Here is a 23,956-nt window from a genome sequence, read left to right as displayed (position 1 = left end):
GCGGTGCTAGACTGTAGACCAATCTGCGGAATAAGGAGGAACGCCATTGCGGTACCGTAGCTTCCGAGGCAGTATACGCTACAAGCTGAGTGTCTTTCTGATGGCCGCCATTCTCGTGCCGATCGCAGCCTCAATTCTAATCTCCTATTTCTACACCAAGCACTCCTTGAAGAATGACGCGATCCGCGAAAATTCAAATACGGTCCGCCAAGGGACCACCAGCCTGATGGGGCAGCTGAACGCCATGAACAATATCTCGCTGAACGCCTACAATAACCTCAGGATGACGAATAGCCTGTACAACATTCTGGTGCAGGGCCGGAGCGACTTCATGGTGGAGAATAATATATATTCCGGTCTTCATGCCATCGAGCAATCCAGCAGGGACATTCAACAGGTCTATTTGTATTCGGATCTTGCCGACCAGTCCTGGCTGCTGATTGACGGCTACCTGAAGCGCGAGCCGGGCAGCGGCGGATTAGACGGCCATTTCGTGCAGCCGGTTGACAAAAACGATCCTTATCTGGAGCCGCCCCATCCTTCACATAATTACGGCATGGAGGAATTCCCGTACAGCCCGTCCAACACCGTATTTACGATTCACCGTCCGGTGTACCGGGCACCGCTCAAGGAGCGGATCGGGGTGCTGTCAATCGACTTCAAGCTGGATGAATTCCGCAGCATTATGAACATGCTCTATGATAAAGGACAAGAGAATATCTATCTGCTGGACGACACCGGAACTGCCGTCTATACGTCCAGGGAAGATGAAATCGGCACCAAACCTGATTATGCCTGGCTGCAGCATGCCCGGTACAGCTTCGCGGGGGCCGGCCACTTCTACTGGAACAGGGACGGGGACTTCAATGGCATCGTCGTATTCGAGAAGTTCGAGCTGATCGGGCGTATCTGGACCGTCGCTAAGCAGATCCCGGACAGCTACCTGTACAGCAACGCGGCCAGCGTGCTGCGCATTAATATGCTTGTGCTGCTGACCTGTCTGTTCATTGCGATCGCAGCTGCGCTGTTAGTTTCGGTCATGGTGACCGCTCCGATCAAGCGGCTGACCGAATCGATCCGCAGGATCAAGCTCGGCAAGCTGCAGTTCGACGGCGATCCTGACCGCAGCGACGAGGTTGGCGTGCTCGGGAGCGCAATCAAGAACATGGTCGATACGATCGACAATCTGATTATGCGGGAGCTGAGGCTGGAGCTGGCCAACAAGGATAACCAGTTAAAAGCGCTTCAGGCTCAGATTAATCCGCATTTTATTTTTAATACGCTGCAGTCTATCGGCTCTGTGGCCCTGCACCATAAGGTGCCCAGGATTTACGAGCTCACCTCTTCCCTCGGTCTCATGATGCGCTACAACATGAACACAGAGGAGCCGGTCGTGCCGCTCTCCAAGGAGATTGCCCATGCCCAGGCTTACCTGGAGCTGCAGCAGCAGCGGTTCAAGGACAGGCTCCGCCACCGCATTGAGATCAGAGGGGAGGCTGACTTAAATACACCGGTTCCCAAAATGATTCTGCAGCCGCTTATCGAGAACTGCTTCAAGCACGGCTTTGAAGGAGCGGAGCAGGCCGAGATTGGCATTGTAGTCGAAGTCAGCGGTGACACGCTAAGTATTACAGTCTCCGACAACGGTCCCGGCGTCACCCCGGAGCGCCTGCTGGAGCTAGAGCGGCAGATAGCCGGTGAACAGCCGGGCGGCACGGAAGGCGACAGCATCGGGCTGATGAATGTCGTCTCCCGGCTGCGCTTGTTCTTTAACGATCAAGCAGATGTAATACTTGGGCATGCGGAGCCTCACGGTTTCAACGTGCAGATTAGAATCCCACTGACGGAAGGGGCGTAACACCATGAAAGTGCTGATCGTGGACGATGAAGCCGACGTAAGAGATTCTATCCGGCTGCTTGTGGACTGGGAGGAATACGGCATTACGGACATTCTGGAGGCCTGCGACGGGGAAACGGCGCTGACACTGATTATGCGCGAGCGGCCGGAGATTATCTTTACCGATATGAAAATGCCCAATATGGACGGCATGGCGCTGCTGCAATGGATTGAGGACGAATCCCCGTTCTCCAAGCGGATCGTGATCAGCGGTTATGACGATTATGCTTACATCCGCAACACCATCAAGCATGGCGGAATGGACTATCTCCTGAAGCCGATCAACCGCAGCGAGCTGCTTGAGGCAGTCAATAGTGCCGCAAACGCATGGCGCAAGGACGAGGAAGCGCGCAGTCTCAACATCCAGCGGGAGGTAGAGATCAACAAAACGCTGCCTATGTATTGGGACAAAACACTCTCGGCCCTCGTCTCCCAGCCTGGCTCCCAGGCGGGAGCCGCTGACGAGCTAAGTGCTGCCTTCGGATGGCCGGCGGGGGCGGAATGCCGGGTTGTCCTGCTGCTGACCGATCCGCTTCCGCGCACCGTCCTGGGCAAATTCGGGCGCAATCCGGATCTGCTGCATTTTCTGATGGGCAATATCTGCAACGAAGTAATCGGCCCGGTCCGTAACGGTTATGCCTTTAAACATACAGACCCGAATTACGGGCTTGTCCTCCTGCTGACCGGGGAGCTGGGGCAGACCGATGCGAAGCTGAAAGCGATGAATGACGCGCTCTATAAGGTGCTTGGGGCACGTTTCCGCTTTGCCTGCGGAGGCATTGTCTCCTTCCCGCACGGCGTTAACACCGGCTTCCAGCAGACGCTGCAAACGGCGCGCGGAATCTCCTTCCTGGACGATACTCCGCTGATCTATCATTATGGCGGGAACCCGTCTACGCCGCGCGCTGCAAGGACTGTGCTGGCTGACTATGCCAGCCGGATCACGACAGCGGTCCACCGGGGGGACACTGCCCAGATTGGACAAGTAATCTCCGCCTGGATGGATGCGGTAGGCAAACGGCAGGCGGTCACATGGGAGGATCTGAAATACTGGCGTTACGAATACGGGCTGCTCAGAAACCGGCTGCTTCAGGACAAGACACCGATGGCCGGCGAGCCTGCCCCCTCTTCCTTCCCCGGGCTGTTCCCGCTGGATGAGAACGGTCGTCTGTCCCTGGAAGAATGGCAGCGGGAGTGGACGGAGGCGTTCACAGAAGTCGCTGACACCCTCAAGGAATCCCGGCTGCAGGAGAACAACGCGATTTATGAGATCAAGCGCTATATTGACCAGCATTACATGGATAATCTGACGCTCCAGCAAATCGCCGGCGAGTTTTTTCTTAGCCGCGAGTACGTTTCCCGGCGCTTCAAGCAGGTGTTCCATGAGAATATTTCGGAATATCTGGAGCGTGTCCGGATCGGTCATGCCAAGCTGCTGCTCGCCGGAGGGGAGCATAGAATAACCTCCGTCGCCGAGATGGTCGGCTACCAGGACGGCCGGTACTTCAGCAAAATCTTCAGTAAGCATACGGGGATGACGCCTAGGGAGTGGCGTAAGGAGCCGGAGACTTAGGCTGGATCAGAAGTTAAGCATCTCGGCATTCTTTCTAAGCAAATAGCCTCCGGTCCAAGTGTATTATGGAAACCGGAGGCTATTTGTGCTATTTTACCGGAACAGTGACCTCCAGCTCGGGAATGTACAGCTTCTGTCCATCCTTCCAAATGGTAGGCTTAATGGTGATGCGGTCCGGGATCGTCTCAAACGGTTCATAATTAAAATTCTTGTATAAGAAATTGCCTTCGCCCGTCCCGCCTTCGCCGCCGAGTTCCCTAACTTCCCGCCCTTGCTCGTCTGAAAGCTCAAAAAAGACCGAGAAGTGACCATTCACCTTATATTTATCCGGAATGTTTGCTTCTATTGCCGTAATGTGCGCCCCTGGTTCTCCTTGTATTTCTGCCGTCAGCTGAGTTGAAGTAGTACTTACCTCCAGCCGTTTAATCATCAGTTTAATGTGATCATGAGTTTTCAGGATATCCGGTGTAAGAACGAAGCTCTCCGATACTTGGCGGGTTACGGGGAACTCAAAAATGAACGGGTCGGCAAACCCGGGAAGATAGACAGACATTTTTAAATCAAAGGTGTCCGGAAGCTGCAAATTCCCTGAATTTAGAGCTGTAACAATGACAGAATCGGGTGCCTCCGGCCCTCCGGGTGCAATCCCCCCTCCCGTATTAACAAGCTCTCCGTTGACATAGAAATCGATGGGCCGATTGAGACTGCCTGTCTTCGGATCAGGGATAGCCCATGAATCTGAAAAAGACTTGTGCTCATACACGCCCTTCGACCGGGTCAGCACCAGCGACAGACGGCTTCCGTCATACATTTGTTCCGATACGGTTAGCGTCATCCCGTCCTGTGTAACGGTCTGCTGAACATTTGTGGTTAACCCTGCTTCATTTGCTTTTCGCAGCCCGGCATCTCCTGCAAGCTGGAATACGCTTGACATGAACGGCAACTGCTTCAAGGTCTCTGCCATGGCCGGTGAGATAAATCCCAGGCTAATCAGGAGCACCAGCCCTCCGGCCACAGATGCTGCACTGATCATCACCCGGGACAGCCACCGGGGCATTCTTTTACGTCTAACGGTCTCTTGATGTTCTGAAGCCGCCTCCAAGCGAGTCTCATCCTTCCCACTGATGATCTGGTAAGTCTCCTCCATACGCAGATGCACAAGCTCCGGCAGTTCAGGAAGAGTCTCTTCCTGAAGGTCTGTCAGCCTGCTTTCCAACCGCTGCTGGCTCATCCGTTCACCTTCCTTTCTACAGGTTGCTCCAGGGATTGCTGTAACGTCTTACGGGCGCGGTGCAGCCTGGTCTTGACGGCGCTCTCTGACAGCTCAAGCAGCCCGGCAATCTCTTGTACAGTTAACCCCTGATAATAATGCAGCTTAACAATGGTACCTGATATCTCTTCGAGCCTGCCAATGGCCTGACGCAGATCCATCTCTTCTGCGAACGAAGATATGACTTGTACGCTCTCCGGCGGATCGGGCATGACGACTACCCTTTCCCGTCTGCGCAGAATCAAGTTGCATTCGTTGATCAGAATACGAAATAGCCATGTGTTGAAATAAGCCGCTTCTTTCAGTCCTGAGATGGCTTTAAAAGCTTTCAGCACCGTCTCTTGCATCGCATCTGCACAATCCTCGTCACTCCTGACCATGGACTTAGCCATACTGTACATCCGCCGCTCCTGCCTCTTTACCAGCTGGATGAAGACCTCGCTGTCACCCGCCTGGGCTCGCCTGACCAGATCCTCTTGTCCGTTATTCAAATATGATTGCCCCCCTTCTTCCGGGAAGCTGCCGCATCCCCATTCAGTGCTTTCTTTCATATACTCTTTAGATGATGTACAAGCCGATAAGGTTACATCGAAGCTTATATTTTTTCTACGCTTGTTCATGAACAGGAACGCACGAATTCGGTTTTCCGCATACATTTGGCTCATGAGCCACGCGACCGCCGATTGTGTTCGGTTTTTCGCATACATTTGCTCCATATCCGCCACGCCAGCCTATTGTGTTCGGTTTTTCACACACATTTGGCCCACGCGCCCACATAGCACCGAATGTGTTCGGTTTTCCGTACACATCTGGCCCATGTGCTCACTCGACCCCCGATTGTGTTCGGTTTTCCGCATACATGCCAAACTGATCAATCTTAAGAGCACATATCCTCGGACAGATGTAAATCATAACTTCCCCAACAGCAAAGAACAGGCTCCGCTTAGTAGCGAAAGCCTGCTCTTTGCTGTTTCATCCAACGCTAACTTACTTGTTACATATCCAGCGTTCTAGGCTGATCCTCCCCGGCCGCCGGACGGAACGGCCACCAGTTAGCCCGGCCGAACATCCGCACCATCACCGGCACGAAGAATGGCAGGAATACCAGTGCATACAGTGCCAGACCGGACAGTACAACCGTGGCAATCTGCATCATCGACAGGACCCCGGACGGGTACATCGAGGCGAAGGTACCGCCCAGAATCACTACAGCCGAGAGAATCACAGTTCCCATATTGCGCATAGCGTGCAGAATGGCTTCACGCACATCCCAGGTTTTATTCTCGTTGAAGCGTGCCATCAGGAAGATACTGTAGTCCACCCCGAGAGCAATCAGCATGACGAAGCTGAAGAACGGAGTCGTCCAGGTGATTCCCGAATAGTTCAGTAGATGGACGAAGATCGCTTCCGTGATACCCAGTGCCGTAAAGTAAGTGATTAACAATGAGGCAATGATGTACAGCGGCATAACCATCGAGCGGAACAGCACCACCAGAATGATGAAAATACCGCTTAGCATCAGAATTACTGTACGCGTGTAATCTTCATTGGAGATGGTCTGCAAATCATTGTAGGTGCTGGTCACGCCGCTCATGGCTGTTTCCGCATTCTCCAGCTTGGTGCCGGCCACGGCACGGTCCACCGCTTCCTGAATCTGTCCGACGCTGTCAATAGCCTTCGCGCTGTATGGATTACCTGCGAAGACCACATCCAGGGTCATGACCTTGCGGTCCCCGGACAGATAGGTATCGAATACCTGCTGCATGCCCTTGGCCTCAAGCGCCTCTGCCGGAACCAGGAACCCGCTCAGCTCATCATCCTTGGCATCCTGAATCTGCTTGAGATAATCCTGCGCCGAGCTTAAGCCTCCGGTGATTTGCCCCAGACCATCCGCACTTTGCGTCAGTCCGTCCGTCAGCTGTCCAAGCTGGCCTGTAAGCTCACCGAACCCGTCGGCAAGCTGCTTCTGCCCGCCTTGCAGCTGTGTAAGCCCGGTGGTGATCGCCGGAAGCTTGTCGACAATCTGCCCCTGGCCGTCTGCCGCCTGCTTCAGGCCGGTTTGCAGCTGGCCGATACCAGCTACCAGCTGATCCAGCCCTTTCGCCAGCGCAGCCTGCCCCGCTGCCGCTTTGGAATACCCGGCGTTGGCCTCGGTCAATCCGGCCGCCGCCCCGCTCAGCTGGGCCGAGATCTGGCCCAGTCCTCCGGCAAGTCCCGCAGCTCCCGTACCGCTCTGCGTAACTGTACCTTTGATCGTCTGGTAGTTCACATCCTGGAGCAGCTCAGGGTAGGCGGCTTCCAATCCAGTGAAGGAAGCGCCCAGACCGTTAAGCGCATCTGCCACGCCTTGAAGCTGTGTCTGCAGACCGGTGAGGCCCCCGTTCAGCGCGGTCAGGCCGCTGCCGATCTTCTTGTACCCTTCGAGCAGCGCGGCATTGGCCTGTGCCAGCTGCTTCGCGCTGGCCGCCGCCTGCGTGAGGCCCGCTTTAATCTCGCCGGCTCCGGCCGAGCCGCTGCGGATGCCGCTCTCGATCCTCGACAAGCCGTCGCCCAGCGCATCAATCCCTTTTTTAAGCTCGGCTGTGCCCTCTGTCAGCTTGGCGCTGCCAGAAGCCGCTTCTGTAAGCTTAGGCTCATTCTCCTTCAGCTGCTTACTCGCTTCGTTCAGCCCGCTCTGGATTTTGGTTAAGCCTTCATTACTTTGATCAAGACCGTCTGACAGAGTTGCCACCTGAGTAGGAATCAGGAAGTCATTAATTTGCTCCCCGGTTGGCCGTGACATGCTGCGTACAGCTTTGACACCCTCTACCTTTTCCAGCTCACGGCTGATCTTCTCCGCAAGCCCCATATATTCAGCGGTATCCATCCGGTCATCGTTCTTGATCACTATCTTGCCAGGCATGGATTCGCCCGGACCGAAGCTCTCAGAAATAATATTGAAGCCTTTGACCGAAGCGTAATTCGGCCCGATCTCATCCATGTTGTTGAACGACAGCTTCCCGCTGTAGGTAAGCAGGAACGGCGCAACAATGGCAGCTACAATCAGCAGCGCAGCCCAGGGTCTCTTCAGGGAGAACGAACCGGCCGCTCCCCAGATCCGGCTCTCACTATGTTCCAGCTTGCCGCGTGACGGCCAGAACAGCTTTTGACCCAGCACCGCCATGAAGAACGGAACCACAGTCACGAGGGCCAGCAGCATAACAGCTATGCCGACAGCCACCGCCACCGCCGAACGGTAGAGCATGAACTGGGACAGGCCGATGGCCAGGAAGCCGACGAAGACCGCCAGTCCTGAATAGAAGACTGTTCCTCCGGCTTTCCGGTAAGTGGCGATAATAGCACTAGTAGTATCCTCAGACTGGACAAGCTCCTCCTTGAACCGGCTGATCAGCAGAATGCAGTAATCGGTCCCGATCCCGAACATAACGGCCACCATGAATATCTGTGTGAAGGTCGACAGCGGGAAATCAAACCGGTCCACCAGAAAAGCCACAATCGACTGGGACACGATATAACTCAACCCCACCGTTAACAGCGGTACAAACGGCGCCACGACAGAGCGGAACACCACGAACAGGATCAGCAGAATAAACACGACAGTGATGTATTCCGACTTCTTCAGCCCGGCTTCCGAGCTGGCAATCGTATCCTCTGTAATCAGTCCTTCACTGGTCATGTAATGATCCGCAGTGACGTTACCCAGCAGCTCAGCAGACTTTGCCGGGAGCTCCTTGACTGCATCTTCTCCGCCTTGCACCGACAAAGCGACCATAATCGTCTTGCCATCCCCCGCAATCAGCGTATCCTTAAGCTCAGGCTGTGAGAACGGATCTGTGATCGTGCTGAGCTTCAGGGAATCCTTATTCTCCGCCAGCCGCTCCACACCCTGCTTAATACTCTCGGTGTCTGCAGCTTCAAGCCCCTCCGGCTTATGGAACACCAGTGCAACCTGATGCACCGTTTCCCCGTCTTTGGCAGATGCCACTTCCTTCATAATCTCGGCCGCCCTTGATGAAGTGTAGCCAGCCGGTACTGAGATTTGCCCCTTCTCCCGGACCAGATCCGACATCCCGGGTGCTGTCAAGAATAACACTACTGCCACAGCCAGCCATACCGCGATAATGGCCCATCTTGCCTTCAAAATCGTTCTCAATTGCTTTTCCCCCCTGCATCCTGCATCAGAAATGCCAGCTTCTCAAACATCGTAATAAACTGCTCAATATTGTTATCCTCGAAATGGAACAAATAAGGGGAGATAACCTCCTGCATTTGCTTATCAGAGGTATAGTAGACGCTCTTCCCATGCTCCGTCATGGTCAGATACACCTGCCTGCGGTCATTCTCGTCCCGGGTCCGCTGGATCATCCCCGCTTCATCCAGCCGGTTGATAATGGCAGTAATCGAGCTTTTGCCTACGGCTACAGCTTCAGACAGATAAGTCGAGGTGCACTTCTCCTGCCCGCTGATCAGCCTGAGAATAAGGAATTGATCCGTCGTCAGACCTTCTCCAAAAATCTCCCGGAGCCTCGCGTTGATCTGCCTGGTGACAACCATATAGGCATCTACGTAGCGGTTGATCCATTCCTCTGCATCTTTCTTCAAAGCTGCTTCCACCTTTCCGGATAATAGTTCACCTATAGAATAGTTTTATAGTAAAACTATATTGTCCTTTGCGTTAAAAGTCAACTGGTTTCATGAATTTTACATTGATATTCATCAGGGGGATTAAATAAGCCTCATGGACGCAAAAAACCACCCTGCACGCAAAGTGCAGAGTGGCTAATATTGTAATTTTCACCTATTGCCTCTCCCGATACCGCTCGGCCCGCTTACTCCTCGTCCTCCGTCTCTTCCACCTCATAGACACAGCGGAACATTTCGATGCCAGCAGCGTTCTCGCCCAGGCTGTAGACCATGAAGCCCAGACTGCGGTAAAAGTCAGCGGCAATCTCGTCCTCGGTCTCCGCTATCAGGTAACGCGGCTGACGGGAGGTGACCAGCTCAAGAATCATGCCGCGCGCATATCCTTTACCCCGGTTCTCCGGGAGCACTGCGATATGGCGGATGTCGAGCGAGCCGTCTTCCGTCTCTTCAAATCCGGTGAGTCCGAGCAGCAGCCCGTCCTCTTCCCAGCCGCATAGCTGCATCGCCGCCTGCTCCCTGTATTCTGCCGAAGTGCGCTCCAGCGCATCCGGGTCATCTATAACCGCATAAGCCAGCAGCTCATTCACCTGCGGTGTGCCGACCAGCGGCTTCAAATCAATCAACATATGTCTCATCCTCCTAAAAGTATACCTGGCCCCAGACTACAGCTATCCCCGCACCAGCCGCAGCAGCGCGTACCCCGTCCACACACCCAGCAGGTTAAGCAGCAGATCATCGATATCCAGACTCCCGACATGCAGCAGCATCTGCAAGAGCTCCAGCACCGTAATACCCATTGCAGACAGAAGCGTCAGCCGGATAAAAGAGCGGTAGCCAGTGACCACCAACGGAAGCAGAATGCCAAAAGGCGCAAATACCGCCACATTCCCCAGAAGGTTCACCAGCCTGTTTGCGTACGATAATCCATTGGCCATATCAAAGTATAAACGCACCGTACGCAGCGGTTCAAGATTGTAGCGGAGCGGCCCGTCCAGCTGAACGGTCCGTCCGAACCCGATGAACATCCAGTAGAGCAGTATTCCGCTATAGGCGATCAGCAGCAGCCAGGCCAGGAACCGGCGTCCGGGCGGCAGCGCCTGCTTGGCTGTGGAGGCCTTCCCCTTCCGGCGGCTGGCCTGCGGCTTAGCGATCCTGGCCACCTTCAATAATCTCAATCGTGCCGTCTTTCTTGCCGATAATCGCCAGATCTGCAATTCCGATGAAGAGGCCGTGCTCGACAACTCCCGGAATACGCTGGAGGGCAAGCGCCAGCTCTGCCGCCGATTCAATCGCTTCAAAACGGCAGTCCGCAATATAATTGCCGTTATCCGTCTTGTACAGGTCTTCTCCGCTGCGCCGCAGCTCCGTCTTACAGCCCAGCTTAGCGAGAGCGGCAACCGTCCACTCCCAGGCGAACGGCACAATCTCCACCGGTAACGGGAACTTCCCGAGCGTGGTCACCGCCTTGCTCTCATCGGCCACAACGATCATGCGGGCGCTGCCCATAGCGACAATCTTTTCCCGCAAAAGCGCACCGCCCCCGCCCTTAATCAGCTGCAGCGCCCCGTCCAGCTCATCCGCCCCGTCAATCGTCAGGTCGAGGCTGTCCACATCACTGAACGCTACCAGCGGGATGCCCAGCTCACGGGCCTGATCCTCAGACGCCTGTGAAGTAGCAACGGCTGTAATCTGCAAGCCCTCGCTTACCCGTTCCCCCAGCTTGCGGATGGCCCAGTAAGCAGTGGAGCCTGTTCCCAGGCCCACCCTCATACCGTCCTTCACATATTCGACTGCCTTCTCCGCTGCCAGCTGTTTCACATTGATACTCATTTTATTCCCTCCATGTTATCCGTTATAATGAACGAAGTGGAATGGGCTGTGCCCGTCCACAAGGAATTCTTAGCCTTACTAATCAGCCTGACACTAATAATCCATCAGGAGGCATCCGCATGAGAACCGAGAACCAAATCCAATCCAAAATCAACGAAATGACGCTCCAGCGCAGATCCCTGGAGTCACGGCTGGCTCCACTGCCCCCCGGTGACCCGCAGAGGGCCGCGCTAGACGCCCAGCTGACCAGGCTAGAAGATCTGATTCTAATGCTGGAATGGGTATTGAACGCACCCGTAGGCAAGTATCACGCCTGACTTCCGGGCTTCTGCCCCGACAGGCTTTTGCCGTAACACATACTATCCGGATCACCTGTTCAGCTATAATTCCCAAGCATGGCCCCATATAGCCCGGCATTCTCATGCTCGAAGCAGACGAAATCGATCTGCCGCAGCGGGAGCTCTGCCGGGTTCTTCGCGCGGACATATAGAACTACGGCCTCCAGCGCCGTCTTGCAGGCCAGCTCCTTCGGGAAGTTGTAAATGCCCGTGCTGATATTCGGAAAAGCGAGGCTCTTCACCCCATGGGCGCAAGCCAGATCAAGGCTGCTCTTATAGCATCTCGCCAACACAGCCGCTTCACCAGCCGTACCGCCCTTCCAGATCGGCCCCACCGTATGTATCACCCCGCGAAAAGCAAGCCGTCCCGCACTGGTGAGCGCTGCTTCGCCGGGAAGAATACCTCCCTGCTTCTGGCGGATTACCGCACATTCCTCCGCAATTTCCGGGCCCCCGGCCCGGTGTATAGCCCCGTCCACTCCCCCGCCTCCATACAGACCGGAGTTCGAGGCATTAACGATCATCTCCCCCTGCCATGAGGTAATGTCGCCTTCATGCACCGACAGGACTACATCATTAATGTTGATCTGCATAGCTGGTCTCCTCCTTCGCCGCAGTCTCCAGCGCCTGAATCAGTTCCTTCTCGCCCCTGCGGGCAGCCTTCCCCGAAAAAGAATCATACGTAAGCCGGCCCCCCTGCACTGCGGCCTGGCGGAGAATGCCCAGCATATAATTCTGCGCATCAGATAACACCAGCTCACCCGTACCAGCGGCAACCCTGCACAGGGCACGGGTTGTCCCTGCCTCTGCCTCCGGCAGGTCCTCTTCCCCGGGCTCAACCACCGTGAATTGGAACAACGGCACCGCCTCCGGCAGCTCCTCTCCCGCAGAGAACCTCTGATTATATACCGAATACATCAGATTGCCGGTATGTGCTCTGGAAGCATCCGTCTCTTGCTCCGCAAGAATTCTGCTGTTCTGATATGCAATAATTCCGGCTGTGACCAGCAGAAACAGCACCACTCCCGCAATTAAAGTATACATCCCTGTCACCAGCCCATCGCCTGTAATGAACAATACCGCTTCTATAGTATCATGGACAGAAGTACCCGTGAATGGTCCTTGCCTGTGTAAAAAACATTTTTTGCGCCGATTCCATAAAGTTATTTTGAGAGATTCAAATTAACAGTTGAAACTTCACGTGGCATGTCTCATAATGAAGTGGAGCCTGCTGTTTTGTCAAATCCATACGAAATCAAGGGAGGATACCTGGAAATGAAATTTTTCTTGGATACCGGAAATATTGAGGAAATCAAACGTATTACCCGCCTCGGATTAGTGGATGGCGTAACGACGAACCCGTCGCTGATCGCCAAGGAAGGCAGATTGTTTAAGGATGTAATCAAAGAGATCGTAGCTATTGTCCCTGGTCCTGTAAGCGCTGAGGTTATCGGTCTTACGGCTGAAGAGATGCTTAAGGAAGCTTACGAGATCGCAGAATGGGCTCCGAACGTGGTCATCAAGCTGCCTATGACCGAAGATGGTCTGGAAGCTTGTTATGAACTGACCAAAAAAGGCATCAAAACCAACGTAACCCTCGTATTCTCCGCTGCTCAAGGCCTCATGGCCGCCAAGGCAGGAGCTACTTATATCAGTCCGTTCGTCGGACGTCTGGATGATATCGGTGTAGACGGTATGAAGCTGATCAAGGATCTGAAGACGATTCTGACCAACTACGACCTGAAATCCGAGATCATCGCCGCCAGTATCCGCAACATCGCCCATGTGGAGCAAGCTGCCATTGCCGGCGCTCACATCGCTACCATCCCGGGCTCACTCCTGCCATCACTCTGGAAGCACCCGCTGACCGACAATGGTATCGAACGCTTCCTGAAGGACTGGGAGAAGGTTCCACAGGTTTAAAACAAAGCAAATCATTCAAGCCCCCTTCCGCATCATGCGGAGCGGGGCTTTTTTGGTGTTGTCAGATTGGAAGAACCCCATTCATCCTTGACTATTTTACTTGTTATGCTTATTATTGTTGTAACAAGTAAATACAAAGGAGCAGTTCATTTATGACTCTTTCCTCTCCACAGCAATTCCTCGGCTTCCTGCTGGGCTCGACCCACCGGAGAATCTCAGTGAGCTTCGCCCGGGCGCTGAAGCCGTATGACATCACACCCGAGCAATGGTCCACCCTGCTGATGATCTGTGACCGCAGCGGAGTCAACCAGAAGGAGGTTGCCGTTGCCTCTGCCAAAGACCAGCCGACTACCGCCCGGATCGTGGAGCTCCTGCTCAAGAAAGGCTTCATTACCAAAACGGCCAACCCCGAGGACCGCAGGGCGTTCCAGCTCTCTGCCACCGGAGAGGGACGGGCGTTAATTGAGAACACTATAGCACTGGAACAGCAGACTATAGATATGGCTGTAGCCGGGCTCAAGCCGCAGCAGCTTGAAGATCTCCGCAGTATGCTGGAGCAAATCTATCACAACACCGGAAATATACATCAGGAATAGGAGTCTACCCACTTGAATCAATCCTCTGAACGTCTATGGACCACATCCTTCATCACACTGACCCTTTGCAACCTTCTGCTGTTCATAGGACTGCAGATGACCTTATCTACCCTTCCCGCTTATGCGGAAAGTGCCTTACATGCTTCACCCGTGCAGGTTAGCCTTGTCACCAGCCTGTTCGCCTTCAGCGCCATTGCCTCCCGCCTCTTCTCGGCCAAGGCCATGGAGAAGGGCGGGCGCAACCTGCTGATCTTCCTCGGCCTTGCCATTGCCCTCTCTGCGGTGGCGGGCTATTATTTCGCAGGCAGCATCCTCACCCTGCTGCTGTTCCGCATCCTGTTCGGCATAGGCTTCGGCATGGCCAGCACGGCGTTCCCGACCATGGCCTCCGATGTCATCCCCATCCGCCGGATGGGCGAGGGCATGGGTTATTTCGGATTATCCACCAGCCTCGCCATGTCGGCTGGCCCGCTAATCGGACTCAGCCTCCTGCAAGGACCAGGCTTCGGGTCCCTGCTGCTGGTGACGGCTGTCGTGCTTGCTCTGATCCTGCCGATGGGCTTCCGCCTGGCGAAAACACTGCCTGGCGGACATCTGGAGCCGGCCGCAGTTCCGGCTGCAGCTGCGGGAAGCAATCCATACCGCAGGCTGCTGCTCCCCTGCCTGCTTAACTTCCTCTTATCCATCTCTTACGGCGGGCTGCTGGGCTTCCTGGCGCTCTACGGGCAAGAGAAGCACCTCCAGCATATCGCTTACTTCTTCCTGTTCAATGCCGTAGCCATTGTCGTGATCCGGCCGCTCTCCGGCAGAATTTACGACCGCTATGGCGCGGCTGCCTTGCTCATCCCAGGAAGCCTGTTCATTGTCGCCGGTCTGCTGCTGCTCTCCTTCGCCTCCACAACGGCGGGCTTGTTCCCGGCCGCTCTATGCTACGGATTCGGCTTCGGCTCCATGCAGCCTGCGCTCCAGACCTGGATGATCCAGTCTGTCGAGCCGCGCCAGCGCGGGTTAGCCAACGGAATGTTCCTGAACTCCCTGGATCTCGGTGTAGCCATCGGCTCCATGCTGCTTGGCGCTGTCGCCATGTTCACCAGCTACGCCGTAATGTACCGGTATTCGATATTGGCGCCTCTCCTGCTGCTCGCTGTCTATCTTCTGGTACTCGTGACCCGGCAGAACAGTAAGCGCAAAGCTGCCCTACAGGGATAGCTGGAAGCTACACTTTCGTGGAATAGACAAAACCGCCTCGCGTCACACGCGCAGGCGGTTTATTTTGTCTGTACAACTGTTACTCACTTCTCCTGTATACCAGCCGTAACCGTTTCACGCACAGCAGCAGGCAGGAACGGGCTTGGCTGTCCCAGACTGTAGATATGAAGCAGATGCATCGCCCGGGTACAGGCAGTATAGAACAGCTTACGTTCATGTTCACGCCCGTATTTCTCAGCGGAACCGTCATAGATAATTACGGCATCGAACTCGACGCCCTTGGCAAGGTAGGCCGGAAGCACCAGCGTCCCTTTTTGAAAATTAGGCGTTTCCTTCGTGACCAGCCGCACCGGCAGCCGCTTCTCCAGTTCACGGTATACCTGTGCGCTCTCTTCTGCTGTCTTGCAGATTACAGCCACATAATGATAGCCCTGGGCATGAAGCTTAAGCACATCCTGCTCCACTGAGGAGAGCAGATCGTCTTCACTGTCCACCAGCGTCAATAGCGGCTCCTCCCCCCGGCGGTTAAAGGGTACGATCTTCTCGCCGCCGGGAATCATCGCCCGTGTGAATTCAACAATCTCATACGTAGACCGGTAGCTGCGGGTCAACGAGATCACCTCGGTGTTCTCTTCGCCGTAGATGCTCACCAGTCCGGCCAGATCTCCCAGCACCTCGCCTTGGGCATAGATCGCCTGATTCAGGTCGCCCAGCACGGTCATTTTGGCCCGGGGAAACAGGCGGCGCATGAATTCGAGCTGGAACGGCGAGTAATCCTGCACCTCATCCACAATAACATGACGGATCAGCGTGTTCGTCCGGAAGCCCTGGCTTAGCTCCTTCAAATACAGGAACGGCGTCGCATCTTCATAGGCCAGCTCGTTGCCCCTAATCGCAGCCAGCGTCTGCGCGCAGATCTCATCCCATGCTTCAGGCAGCGGCTGGCGGGTATCCAGGCTCTCTATCAGCTCACGACCCTCGAATAAGCGGCTGTACAGCGCCTTCACATCCACGAAGCGTCCGCGCTTGGTCCAGCCGCGCAGCGGCTTGAGCCGCTGGCTGACCACGTAGCGGGCAAGCAGGATTCGCTCCGCATCATAATCATCGAAGCTGTCGTTATGCCCTCCGCCCTTACGGCGCATCTGGTTATAGGCCCGCTGATAATCGCTGTTGTCCATCAGCTCAATCTGCTCATCTACCCATGCCGCACTCCGCTCTTCTGCGCCGAAGGCCGCAATTTTTTTGAGCAGCCAGCCCGTCATCAGCTCAATCCGGTTCGCCAGCTTGATGCCCGGGTCATAGCTGTAGAATTGGCGCTCCATCTCTTCCTTAGTGGCAACAGCCTTTCCTTGGAACATCAATGGTTTGAACAGCATGCCTTCATGCTCCAGGAGATTCACATATTGCCGGATGGCGCTAAGGAAGGCTACCGACGATTTATATGCAATACCTTCCCGGCGGATGTAGGCTTCCTCCCCGTCCGGGGCATTCAGCAGACTCTCCGTCTGGCTGAACACATCCTCCAGCTGAAATTCCTGGCCCAGCCGGTGCTCCAGGTACATCTGGAAGGTGGTCTGCTGCATGTTCTCTTCCCCCAGCTCAGGCAGCACAGTAGATACATAGCTATTGAACAAGGGATTCGGCGAGAAGAGCAGCATCTGATCCGCCTGAAGAACCTCACGGTACTTGTAGAGCAGATAGGCTACCCGCTGGAGCGCCGCTGACGTCTTGCCGCTCCCGGCGGCTCCCTGCACAACCAGCATCCGGCTCCGGTCATTGCGGATGACTGCATTCTGCTCCTTTTGGATGGTGGCTACGATCGATTTCATCCGGTCATCGGCGCTGTGGCTCAGTACCTGCTGAAGCAATTCATCGCCGATAGTGACGCCCGTATCGAACATGACTTCAATCTCACCGTTATCAATCACGAATTGCCGCTTAAGCTCCATGGTGCCTGTAATCTGTCCGCCCGGCGTCTCATAGGATGCAGGTCCCGGCGCCCCGTCATAATACAGGCTGGAGATTGGCGCACGCCAATCGTAGATCAGGAAGGTTCCGTTATCTTCCATCAGCGAACCGATGCCCAGATAGATGGTGTCAGCCGCAGCATCCCCCGCCTCCGAGAAATCAATCCGGCCAAAATAGGGCGATACCACAAGCTTTTTATATTTTTTGAGCGCCTTGCTGGATTGCAGATGATGGCGTTCGCGTTCGTTCAGAATCTGTGCCTGCTGCCGCAGACTGGTTGAAGTCTCCCCCAGGTCGTCGGGGCTGCTGAAGTTCACTGTAACCTCTTCCCAGAAGTCTTTGCGCATATCCACGACATCCGTGCGGTGGAGTCCCAGCTCCTCTGACAGCAGCCGGATATGGGTAGACAGCAGCCTCGTGATACCGTTTACCCGCTCCTGCTCCTTTTGCCACTCGTGATCATGTTTATCCAATTCATTTCATCCCCTTCGGAAGGTTGACTAACAATGTTACCAACTCTGTAGTCGTTTTACAAGTTTTTGCTATATTCAGCTTGTGCTCTATATTTTCTCGTTCAGCACTACACTTTCCTTGTCTTCTGCATTCATCCGGTGGATCTGGTCAGCCACCTTATCCAGACGCTCCAGCTGATAGCCGTAATCATAGATGGCCGCAGCCACCACCGACAGCCGAAGCTGCCCGGATTTCTGCGGATCATACCCGTTAATGGCGGACTTCAGGAAGCGGTCATTGTCTTCCGCCAGCGGCTCGGAGTCATTGGCTCCCGGCTTCAGTTTATCCTCGAATTTCAGCAGAATGTACTCATGATACTTAATCAGCTGCTCCAGATGGCGGTCGAACAGCTCATCCGTTTGCTCCGTCCGGTCGGCCTGGAAATAATGCCGGTCAATCGCCTCAAGCACCTGATAGCCCTTTTGCAGGGAATTCAGCAGGTTTTTGTAGACTACCATCTGCCTCGTCTGACTGTATTTAGCCCTGCGGAGCTGCTTCTGCTCCTCCTCGAACAACGCGTATTTGTCAGCCAGAGCTTTAATCGCGCCCTCCAGGCCGTTCTTCTCATCCCGGAATACACTTTCCTTCATCTCATGCGACACTGCCGTCCGCAGCAGCAGCGACAGGCTGGTGAACACATTCTCGATCTGTTGGATGTACTGCTTGCGAGGCTGGGGCGGAAATACAGAAATATTGATAATAAAAGCCGACAGAATCCCGGTCAGGGTCAGCAGGAACCGGGTTAACGCGAACTGCCACTGGCCGGATGCCTCCATGACGGAGATGACGGTGACCAGCGTCAGGCCGATGGTGTCGGCGCGGTTCATTTTCATGCTAATCATAATCACCAGGATACATACCAGTCCAACCGCAATCGGTTCATTGGAGAGCAGCATTCCGCCAAGCAGCGCGATCACCGCCCCCATCGTGCTGGTCTGGATCTGATCGAGGAAATACCGCCATGATCTGTATATGGAGGGCTGCATAGCAAAGATTGCCGCAATAGCCGCACCGACAGGAGAGGCGAAGTTGAATAGAACGGACAGATAAAGAGCAAGCGTTACGGCCATTCCTGTTTTGAGTATGCGGGCACCGAAAGCCAAGTCCATCCCTCCCAAGAGCTTGAAGCTTATCATAATTACTGCGGATGTTCATCCTTTATGTATATCTTGTTATTACCCATGAACTGCGCTGGCGAATTTTAGTATGTCTTAAGCCGGGCTTCAGGATTCTTTCAGCTTTCAGGGAATACTGTTATACCGGGTAGTAACTACAACCAACAGAAGAGGTGTATCCATGAAAAAAACGACCCGAACCCTAACCGCATGGGCAGCAGCCATGATGCTTGCCCTGTCTCCAGCCGCCGCCTTCGGTGAGCAGCTTCCCAAAGGCAGAGCCACCCCTCCCCCGGCCTCACCGCATACCGGCAGAGAGCATACCCCTCCCCGCAGCGGGGACCGGAATCTCAGGGCCGGAGGCCATTTCATTATCAGCGAAACGGCCGAGCTGCTCGGAATGGGCCGTGAGGAGCTGATTGCCAGCCTGAAATCGGGTAAGACCCTGGCGGGTCTGGCCCAGGAGAAGAAGGGCTGGAGCGAAGAGCAGTATGTCCAGAAGCTGAGCGATGCCGCCAGCCTGAAGCTGGATGGATTCGTCAAGGATGGGAAGCTGACGCAGGAAGACGCGGCGAAGCTGAAGCCGGGCCTGCCAACGCTGATCAAGCGCAGCCTCAGCCGCGTAGCCCAGCTTCACCAGGGCAAGCCGTCACCGCCGCCGGCTGCAACGAAGGCCCCCTGAACTATAAGGCATCGTCACCAAGGAAGACAAGCCAGACCGTCCTCCTAATGATAGAAGCAGTATGCAACAGAACAGGCACCGAATGCCCGGAGTAACTACTTCCGGGCATTCTTTGTGTTACGCGGATTCGCCTTGTAATTCCGGTAAGCCTCGAAGCAGGCTGCCGACAGCATCAGCCAGGCTCCGCTCGCGGCGTAGCCGCCGATTACATCACTCGGATAATGCACCCCCAGATAAATCCGGCTCCAGCCGATCCCCCCGGTCATCAGCACAGTGAACAGAATCAGCAGTAACCGCTCGCTCCGATTATGCATATGCCGCCACAGCAGGTAGGCAATGACCCCGTATAACGAGAAGGCCGCCATTGAATGTCCGCTGGGGAAGCTGTAGCCTGTCTGCTCAATCAGCCTGTGAATGGTGGGACGCTCCCGGTGGAACCACAGCTTCAAGAGCGTGTTCAGCAGCTGGGAGCCGAGGCCCACCCACAGGAACAGGGCAAGCTCCAGGCGGTGTTTCAGCGCGAAGAACAAGATGAGCATAGTCAGCAGAGAGATCCCGACCGCCAGCTTCGAGGAGCCGACCAGGGATAAGCCTTTGGCCAGCGCCGTCAGCGGCGGAGATTCCATCGATTGCACGAACCGGATCACCGCATGGTCGAAGCCTTCGGCCCCACCCAGCTTAACCAGCAATGCGATCAGGATAAAAGCCAGCAAAAACCATATAAAACGCCGGAATCCGCGGGACCAGTAATGATAATATAGCATAACTACCCCCTTGTCTATTTGTCAGGCCTTATGAACACATTTCCTGGGGAGGTCTGTCCCGTGTTATAATGGCCTGGAGAAATTATTTTAATTAAAGATGGAGTGCTGCCAAGTGGAAAGTCTAAAATTGCAGGAACGTTTGTTGAACCAGTGCATCTCAACAAAGATGCCTGTGACGATCTTTACAACTAACGGAGTCAAAATGCAGGGACTGGTAACCTCTTATGACGCTTATACGATCACCTTGCAGGGTCAAGGTGACGGGAGACAGAATGTACTCTTCAAATCGGCAGTCTCTACCGTGGTGCCGCTGAAGCCCGTCTCACTCAAATAAGCTGTCTGCACGGCGCACATTCTAACCTAAGCTACTACAAATGAACCGTTCAGGAACTCAAAAGGAACACCGGAGCAGCATCCCGGTGTTCCTTTTGCCGTTGTCTCCTTAGGGCCAGGCTGCCAGTCCTACGCAGGGAAGACCGCCGGCATCACGCACACCGGCTTCGACAGCTCAGCTGTATTGCCGGTGAAGCTCAGGCGGCCGCTGCCTTCGTCCAGGGAGAAGACAACCAGATTATTGCCGTCCCGGTTGGCAACAATCAGATATGCACCATCCGGTGTAACCGTGAAATGGCGGGGATGTCCGCCTCTGGTGGATACATGCTCTACCAGGGTCAGCCCGGCCGTCTGCGGATTCACAGCGTACTGAACGATGCTGTCATGTCCGCGGTTGGAGCCGTACAGATATTTGCCATCCTTGGAGAACGAGATCTCTGCACAGCTGTTCTGGCCGGCCCCATATCCATCAGGCAGTGTGGATACGGTAGCAGCCGTCTTAAGGGTTCCTGCCGCAGCATCATACAGGAAGGATGTCACCGTGCTATCCAGCTCATTAATGACATAAGCGGACTTCCCGTCTGGATGGAACACGAAATGCCGCGGTCCTGCCCCGGCATGCAGCGGGGTATCTCCAATCGCTTCAAAGGTTCCCGCTTCTGTATCTATCCGGTAGCTGCGGATCAGATCCAGTCCCAGATCCGAGACGAACAGGTAGCGTCCATCAGGGCTGAAGATGGCCGAATGCGGATGCGGACGGTCCTGGCCCGGAGTCGCCCCATGTCCTGTATGCTGAGCGATATCCGTCAATGCTACAGGCAGTCCGTCCTGATCCAGCTTCAGCAATCCGACCGATCCCCCGTGATAGCTGCACACGACCAGATGTTCATTCCTCGCGTCCCGGTTAATGTTACAGGTCGTGCTCTGGCCTGTGCCTTCGGAAGGCATAGTCTGAATCCGCTGCAATTCGGTCAGCTTGCCTGTCTCAGGATCGATAGCGAAGGTTATAACCTCCCCTTCCTTTCCGCCCGTACCGTTCGGCTTCTCCCCTATGGCATACAGCTTCCGCCCGGAAGGGTCCACATTGACAAACGTAGGATTCGTCAGGCCTTCTGCGGTATCCAGCCGCTCCAGCGTGCCTCCGGCTTCACCGTCAAAGGCAAACACCTGGACTCCGCTCTCTTCTGCGGTGGCATATGAACCGGTAAATAACAGCAGCTTCGTCTTCTCGTTCATCTAGAATTCCTCCTCAAGTTAAATAGCCATCTATATAATTTACATTTTTTCGTGAGAGATGACAAATGCAACGGAAAAAATGACAAAAAACATTTCAAAAATAAGACTTCTCAAAACAAACAGAGTATGATATAATGAAAGCGCTAACATTAATGTTATTAATCAAGATAAAGGGGGAACACGAATGAGCAGCCTGCTGGAAGCCAGAAATGTATATGAGGACTTCGAGGTGGAGACAGACATTCTGTTCTTTAAGGTCGGGGACCATGACCTGGTCATTTTTCACGGCAGAAACTACAATATTAAAAAGAGAATGACTGCCGAGCAACTGAACCGCTTATTGTCGAGCAACAGCTATTATCATGTGTACGGTGGCTGCTACGTGAATCTGAACAAGATCAGTTCCATCGAGGACGACTGCATCTACTTCGGTGAAATGGGCCTCTATGCCAAGTCTGTACGGGTTCCAAGACGCAAGCAGGAGAACATCCGTCATCTGCTTAGGGGACTGAGCTCTTAAGCCGGAGCGTTATCCGCACACCTCTTGCACCTTGGTACTATTCTATTCGAATCATTACAGTCTCTCTCATCAGGCCGGAGCGCATATGGGGACACCCGTGCTGCTCCGGTTTTTCCTGTGTTTTACCTGTTTCTTAATGGAATATTAAAAAGTAATTGTGCTTTTTTATACTTTCTTAAGGTTTGGAATTCTGTTTTCTGGTAAAGTTGTAGAAAGACAGGCACCACCTATATTGAAGGGAGTCATTAATTATAATGGACAAAAAAGATTTCAATGAAAATGACAAGCTAGAAAACGGCATTACGCCGGAAGAGAACGACGCTTCTGTGAGTACTCCGGAAGAAGTTATTGAACCTGCCGGAACAGCCCCTGTACCGCAGGAACCTGTACGAACAGCTCCAAGAGTTGAAGAAAGCGTTCCCGTGATGAACAAAGTCGGCGGCGGCGGTACTCCTCCTTCCTCACCTGCTCCATCCGGCGGCGGCAAAGGCTGGATGATTGCATCGCTCGTATTGGCAGCAGCGCTAATCGTAGTGCTGATTGTACAACCTTTCAAGAAAGATGACAGCAAAATTGCTGTTGCTTCTGTGAATGGAACAGACATCACCAAAGCGCAGCTGTATGATAAATTGGTTGAAGCCGGCGGGGAATCGACCCTGCAAAACCTGATCACCACTACACTGGTGGGCCAGGAAGCCAAGAAAGCCAACATTAAGGTTACCGATGCAGACATCAATGAAGAGATCGAGAACCTCAAAACCCAGTTCGGCGGCGAGGAAGCTCTGAATAACGCTCTGCAGCAGAGCTCGATGACCATTGAAGACCTGAAGAAGCAAATGCCGCTCCAGGTTGAAATCCGCAAGCTGGTAGAACCGAAGGTAACGGTTACCGATGATGAAATCTCCAAATACTTCGAAGAAAACAAAGCGAAATACAATCAGGAGGAAGAAGTTCGCGCTTCCCACATCCTGGTGAAGACCAAGGAAGAAGCTGATGCCATCGTTAAGCAGCTCAAAGAAGGCGGAGACTTCGCTGCACTGGCTAAGGAAAAATCCGCTGACACCGGCTCGAAGGACAAAGGCGGCGATCTTGACTTCTTCAAACGCGGAGACATGGTTGCTGAGTTCTCCGATGCTGCCTTCAAGCTGAAGGTTGGCGAAACCAGCGGTGCAGTGAAATCCGATTACGGCTACCACATTATTAAGGTTACCGACCGCAAGGAAGCCAAGGAATATACACTGGCCGAGAAGAAAGACGAGATCAAAAAGACGCTGATGTCCCAAAAGGTATCCGAGATGTCCGCTACCTGGCTCGCTGATCTGAACAAGAATGCCAAAATCACGAATACTTTGACCGATAAACCGGATGCATCTGCTACTCCGGCAGCCAGTGAAGCACCTGCTGCTGCAACGGAAGCTCCTGCTACGGAAGCTCCTGCAACGAAATAACGAATAGCGCAGTGGTGTACAAGCTATACTTACAAAGAGGACAGGCGGATAACCGCTTGTCCTCTTTGCTTATGTCCAGATGGACGCCTCACCTACG

General features: G+C 54.2%; 23 protein-coding genes. 10 read left to right on the top strand and 13 right to left on the bottom strand.

Going from position 1 to position 23,956, the window contains the following annotated elements:
* The first annotated feature begins 46 nt into the window (after positions 1-46).
* Together MKY12_RS12325 and MKY12_RS12320 are read left to right on the top strand one after the other, a co-directional pair.
* The gene (locus MKY12_RS12325; protein WP_339256139.1) at positions 47-1,858 is read left to right on the top strand and encodes a histidine kinase; all 1,812 of its coding nucleotides are present in this window, start codon (positions 47-49) and stop codon (positions 1,856-1,858) included.
* 4 nt (positions 1,859-1,862) lie between these two features.
* Positions 1,863-3,470, top strand: a complete 1,608-nt coding sequence (locus tag MKY12_RS12320; RefSeq protein WP_339256137.1) for a response regulator — start codon at positions 1,863-1,865, stop codon at positions 3,468-3,470.
* A gap of 88 nt (positions 3,471-3,558) precedes the next feature.
* Here MKY12_RS12320 and MKY12_RS12315 read toward each other — a convergent pair whose 3' ends face one another.
* The 7 genes from MKY12_RS12315 to rpiA form a co-directional block, all read right to left on the bottom strand.
* On the bottom strand, positions 3,559-4,701 hold the full coding sequence (locus tag MKY12_RS12315) for a DUF4179 domain-containing protein (protein ID WP_339256135.1): 1,143 nt from the start codon (positions 4,699-4,701) through the stop codon (positions 3,559-3,561).
* Positions 4,698-5,231 (bottom strand): sigma-70 family RNA polymerase sigma factor, encoded by a 534-nt coding sequence (locus tag MKY12_RS12310; protein ID WP_339256133.1) that lies wholly within the window; start codon positions 5,229-5,231, stop codon positions 4,698-4,700. Before MKY12_RS12310 ends, MKY12_RS12315 begins: the two co-directional genes overlap by 4 nt.
* Positions 5,232-5,734: 503 nt before the next feature.
* Positions 5,735-8,893: an MMPL family transporter gene (locus MKY12_RS12305; protein ID WP_339313955.1), complete on the bottom strand. Its 3,159-nt coding sequence runs from the start codon at positions 8,891-8,893 to the stop codon at positions 5,735-5,737.
* Positions 8,890-9,342, bottom strand: a complete 453-nt coding sequence (locus MKY12_RS12300) for a MarR family transcriptional regulator (protein ID WP_339313954.1) — start codon at positions 9,340-9,342, stop codon at positions 8,890-8,892. Before MKY12_RS12300 ends, MKY12_RS12305 begins: the two co-directional genes overlap by 4 nt.
* A gap of 227 nt (positions 9,343-9,569) precedes the next feature.
* Positions 9,570-10,010 (bottom strand): GNAT family N-acetyltransferase, encoded by a 441-nt coding sequence (locus MKY12_RS12295; RefSeq protein ID WP_339313952.1) that lies wholly within the window; start codon positions 10,008-10,010, stop codon positions 9,570-9,572.
* 42 nt (positions 10,011-10,052) lie between these two features.
* Positions 10,053-10,544 (bottom strand): VanZ family protein, encoded by a 492-nt coding sequence (locus tag MKY12_RS12290; RefSeq protein WP_339313951.1) that lies wholly within the window; start codon positions 10,542-10,544, stop codon positions 10,053-10,055.
* Positions 10,528-11,208 (bottom strand): ribose-5-phosphate isomerase RpiA, encoded by a 681-nt coding sequence (gene rpiA / locus MKY12_RS12285; protein WP_155991641.1) that lies wholly within the window; start codon positions 11,206-11,208, stop codon positions 10,528-10,530. Before rpiA ends, MKY12_RS12290 begins: the two co-directional genes overlap by 17 nt.
* Before the next feature lie 125 nt (positions 11,209-11,333).
* Here rpiA and MKY12_RS12280 point away from each other — a divergent pair, with 125 nt between their 5' ends.
* Entirely contained in the window at positions 11,334-11,531 is a 198-nt protein-coding gene (locus tag MKY12_RS12280; RefSeq protein WP_036729275.1) for a hypothetical protein, read from the top strand.
* 59 nt (positions 11,532-11,590) lie between these two features.
* On the opposite strand, the gene MKY12_RS12275 is transcribed toward MKY12_RS12280, so the two are convergent.
* Positions 11,591-12,145, bottom strand: a complete 555-nt coding sequence (locus MKY12_RS12275) for a macro domain-containing protein (protein ID WP_339313949.1) — start codon at positions 12,143-12,145, stop codon at positions 11,591-11,593.
* Positions 12,129-12,596, bottom strand: a complete 468-nt coding sequence (locus MKY12_RS12270; protein ID WP_155991622.1) for a hypothetical protein — start codon at positions 12,594-12,596, stop codon at positions 12,129-12,131. Before MKY12_RS12270 ends, MKY12_RS12275 begins: the two co-directional genes overlap by 17 nt.
* A gap of 231 nt (positions 12,597-12,827) precedes the next feature.
* Here MKY12_RS12270 and fsa point away from each other — a divergent pair, with 231 nt between their 5' ends.
* The 3 genes from fsa to MKY12_RS12255 all read left to right on the top strand — a co-directional run bounded on the left by fsa (position 12,828) and on the right by MKY12_RS12255 (position 15,280).
* Positions 12,828-13,475, top strand: coding sequence for a fructose-6-phosphate aldolase (fsa, locus tag MKY12_RS12265; protein ID WP_036694437.1), 648 nt, complete (start codon positions 12,828-12,830; stop codon positions 13,473-13,475).
* A 152-nt stretch (positions 13,476-13,627) separates the two neighbouring features.
* Positions 13,628-14,071 carry a MarR family transcriptional regulator gene (locus MKY12_RS12260; protein ID WP_076074509.1) on the top strand — a complete coding sequence of 148 codons (444 nt, stop codon included), beginning with the start codon at positions 13,628-13,630 and terminating at the stop codon, positions 14,069-14,071.
* Between the two features lie 12 nt (positions 14,072-14,083).
* The gene (locus MKY12_RS12255; protein ID WP_339313948.1) at positions 14,084-15,280 is read left to right on the top strand and encodes an MFS transporter; all 1,197 of its coding nucleotides are present in this window, start codon (positions 14,084-14,086) and stop codon (positions 15,278-15,280) included.
* 83 nt (positions 15,281-15,363) lie between these two features.
* Here MKY12_RS12255 and helD read toward each other — a convergent pair whose 3' ends face one another.
* Together helD and MKY12_RS12245 are read right to left on the bottom strand one after the other, a co-directional pair.
* A complete protein-coding gene (helD, locus tag MKY12_RS12250; RefSeq protein WP_339313947.1) occupies positions 15,364-17,721 on the bottom strand; it encodes an RNA polymerase recycling motor HelD in 2,358 nt (785 codons plus the stop codon).
* Between the two features lie 87 nt (positions 17,722-17,808).
* The gene (locus MKY12_RS12245) at positions 17,809-18,864 is read right to left on the bottom strand and encodes an aromatic acid exporter family protein (protein WP_339313946.1); all 1,056 of its coding nucleotides are present in this window, start codon (positions 18,862-18,864) and stop codon (positions 17,809-17,811) included.
* 193 nt (positions 18,865-19,057) lie between these two features.
* On the opposite strand from MKY12_RS12245, the gene MKY12_RS12240 reads away from it, so the two are divergent.
* The gene (locus MKY12_RS12240) at positions 19,058-19,558 is read left to right on the top strand and encodes a hypothetical protein (protein WP_339313945.1); all 501 of its coding nucleotides are present in this window, start codon (positions 19,058-19,060) and stop codon (positions 19,556-19,558) included.
* A gap of 95 nt (positions 19,559-19,653) precedes the next feature.
* Here the strand turns inward: MKY12_RS12240 and MKY12_RS12235 are convergent, their stop codons facing one another.
* The gene (locus tag MKY12_RS12235; protein ID WP_051478326.1) at positions 19,654-20,322 is read right to left on the bottom strand and encodes a phosphatase PAP2 family protein; all 669 of its coding nucleotides are present in this window, start codon (positions 20,320-20,322) and stop codon (positions 19,654-19,656) included.
* A 112-nt stretch (positions 20,323-20,434) separates the two neighbouring features.
* Here MKY12_RS12235 and hfq point away from each other — a divergent pair, with 112 nt between their 5' ends.
* Positions 20,435-20,656: an RNA chaperone Hfq gene (gene hfq, locus MKY12_RS12230; RefSeq protein ID WP_051478328.1), complete on the top strand. Its 222-nt coding sequence runs from the start codon at positions 20,435-20,437 to the stop codon at positions 20,654-20,656.
* 128 nt (positions 20,657-20,784) lie between these two features.
* On the opposite strand, the gene MKY12_RS12225 is transcribed toward hfq, so the two are convergent.
* Positions 20,785-21,891 carry a lactonase family protein gene (locus tag MKY12_RS12225; RefSeq protein WP_339313944.1) on the bottom strand — a complete coding sequence of 369 codons (1,107 nt, stop codon included), beginning with the start codon at positions 21,889-21,891 and terminating at the stop codon, positions 20,785-20,787.
* Between the two features lie 184 nt (positions 21,892-22,075).
* On the opposite strand from MKY12_RS12225, the gene MKY12_RS12220 reads away from it, so the two are divergent.
* Positions 22,076-22,411, top strand: a complete 336-nt coding sequence (locus MKY12_RS12220; protein ID WP_036729308.1) for a LytTR family transcriptional regulator DNA-binding domain-containing protein — start codon at positions 22,076-22,078, stop codon at positions 22,409-22,411.
* 254 nt (positions 22,412-22,665) lie between these two features.
* A complete protein-coding gene (locus MKY12_RS12215) occupies positions 22,666-23,859 on the top strand; it encodes a peptidylprolyl isomerase (RefSeq protein WP_036729311.1) in 1,194 nt (397 codons plus the stop codon).
* Positions 23,860-23,956 lie beyond the last annotated feature (97 nt).

The organism is Paenibacillus sp. FSL M7-0896 (genome assembly GCF_037975415.1).
GTDB classification, from domain to species: domain Bacteria; phylum Bacillota; class Bacilli; order Paenibacillales; family Paenibacillaceae; genus Paenibacillus_AQ; species Paenibacillus_AQ silagei.
Note: the sequence above shows the minus strand (reverse complement) of the source record. Positions and strands in the feature narration are given on the sequence as shown.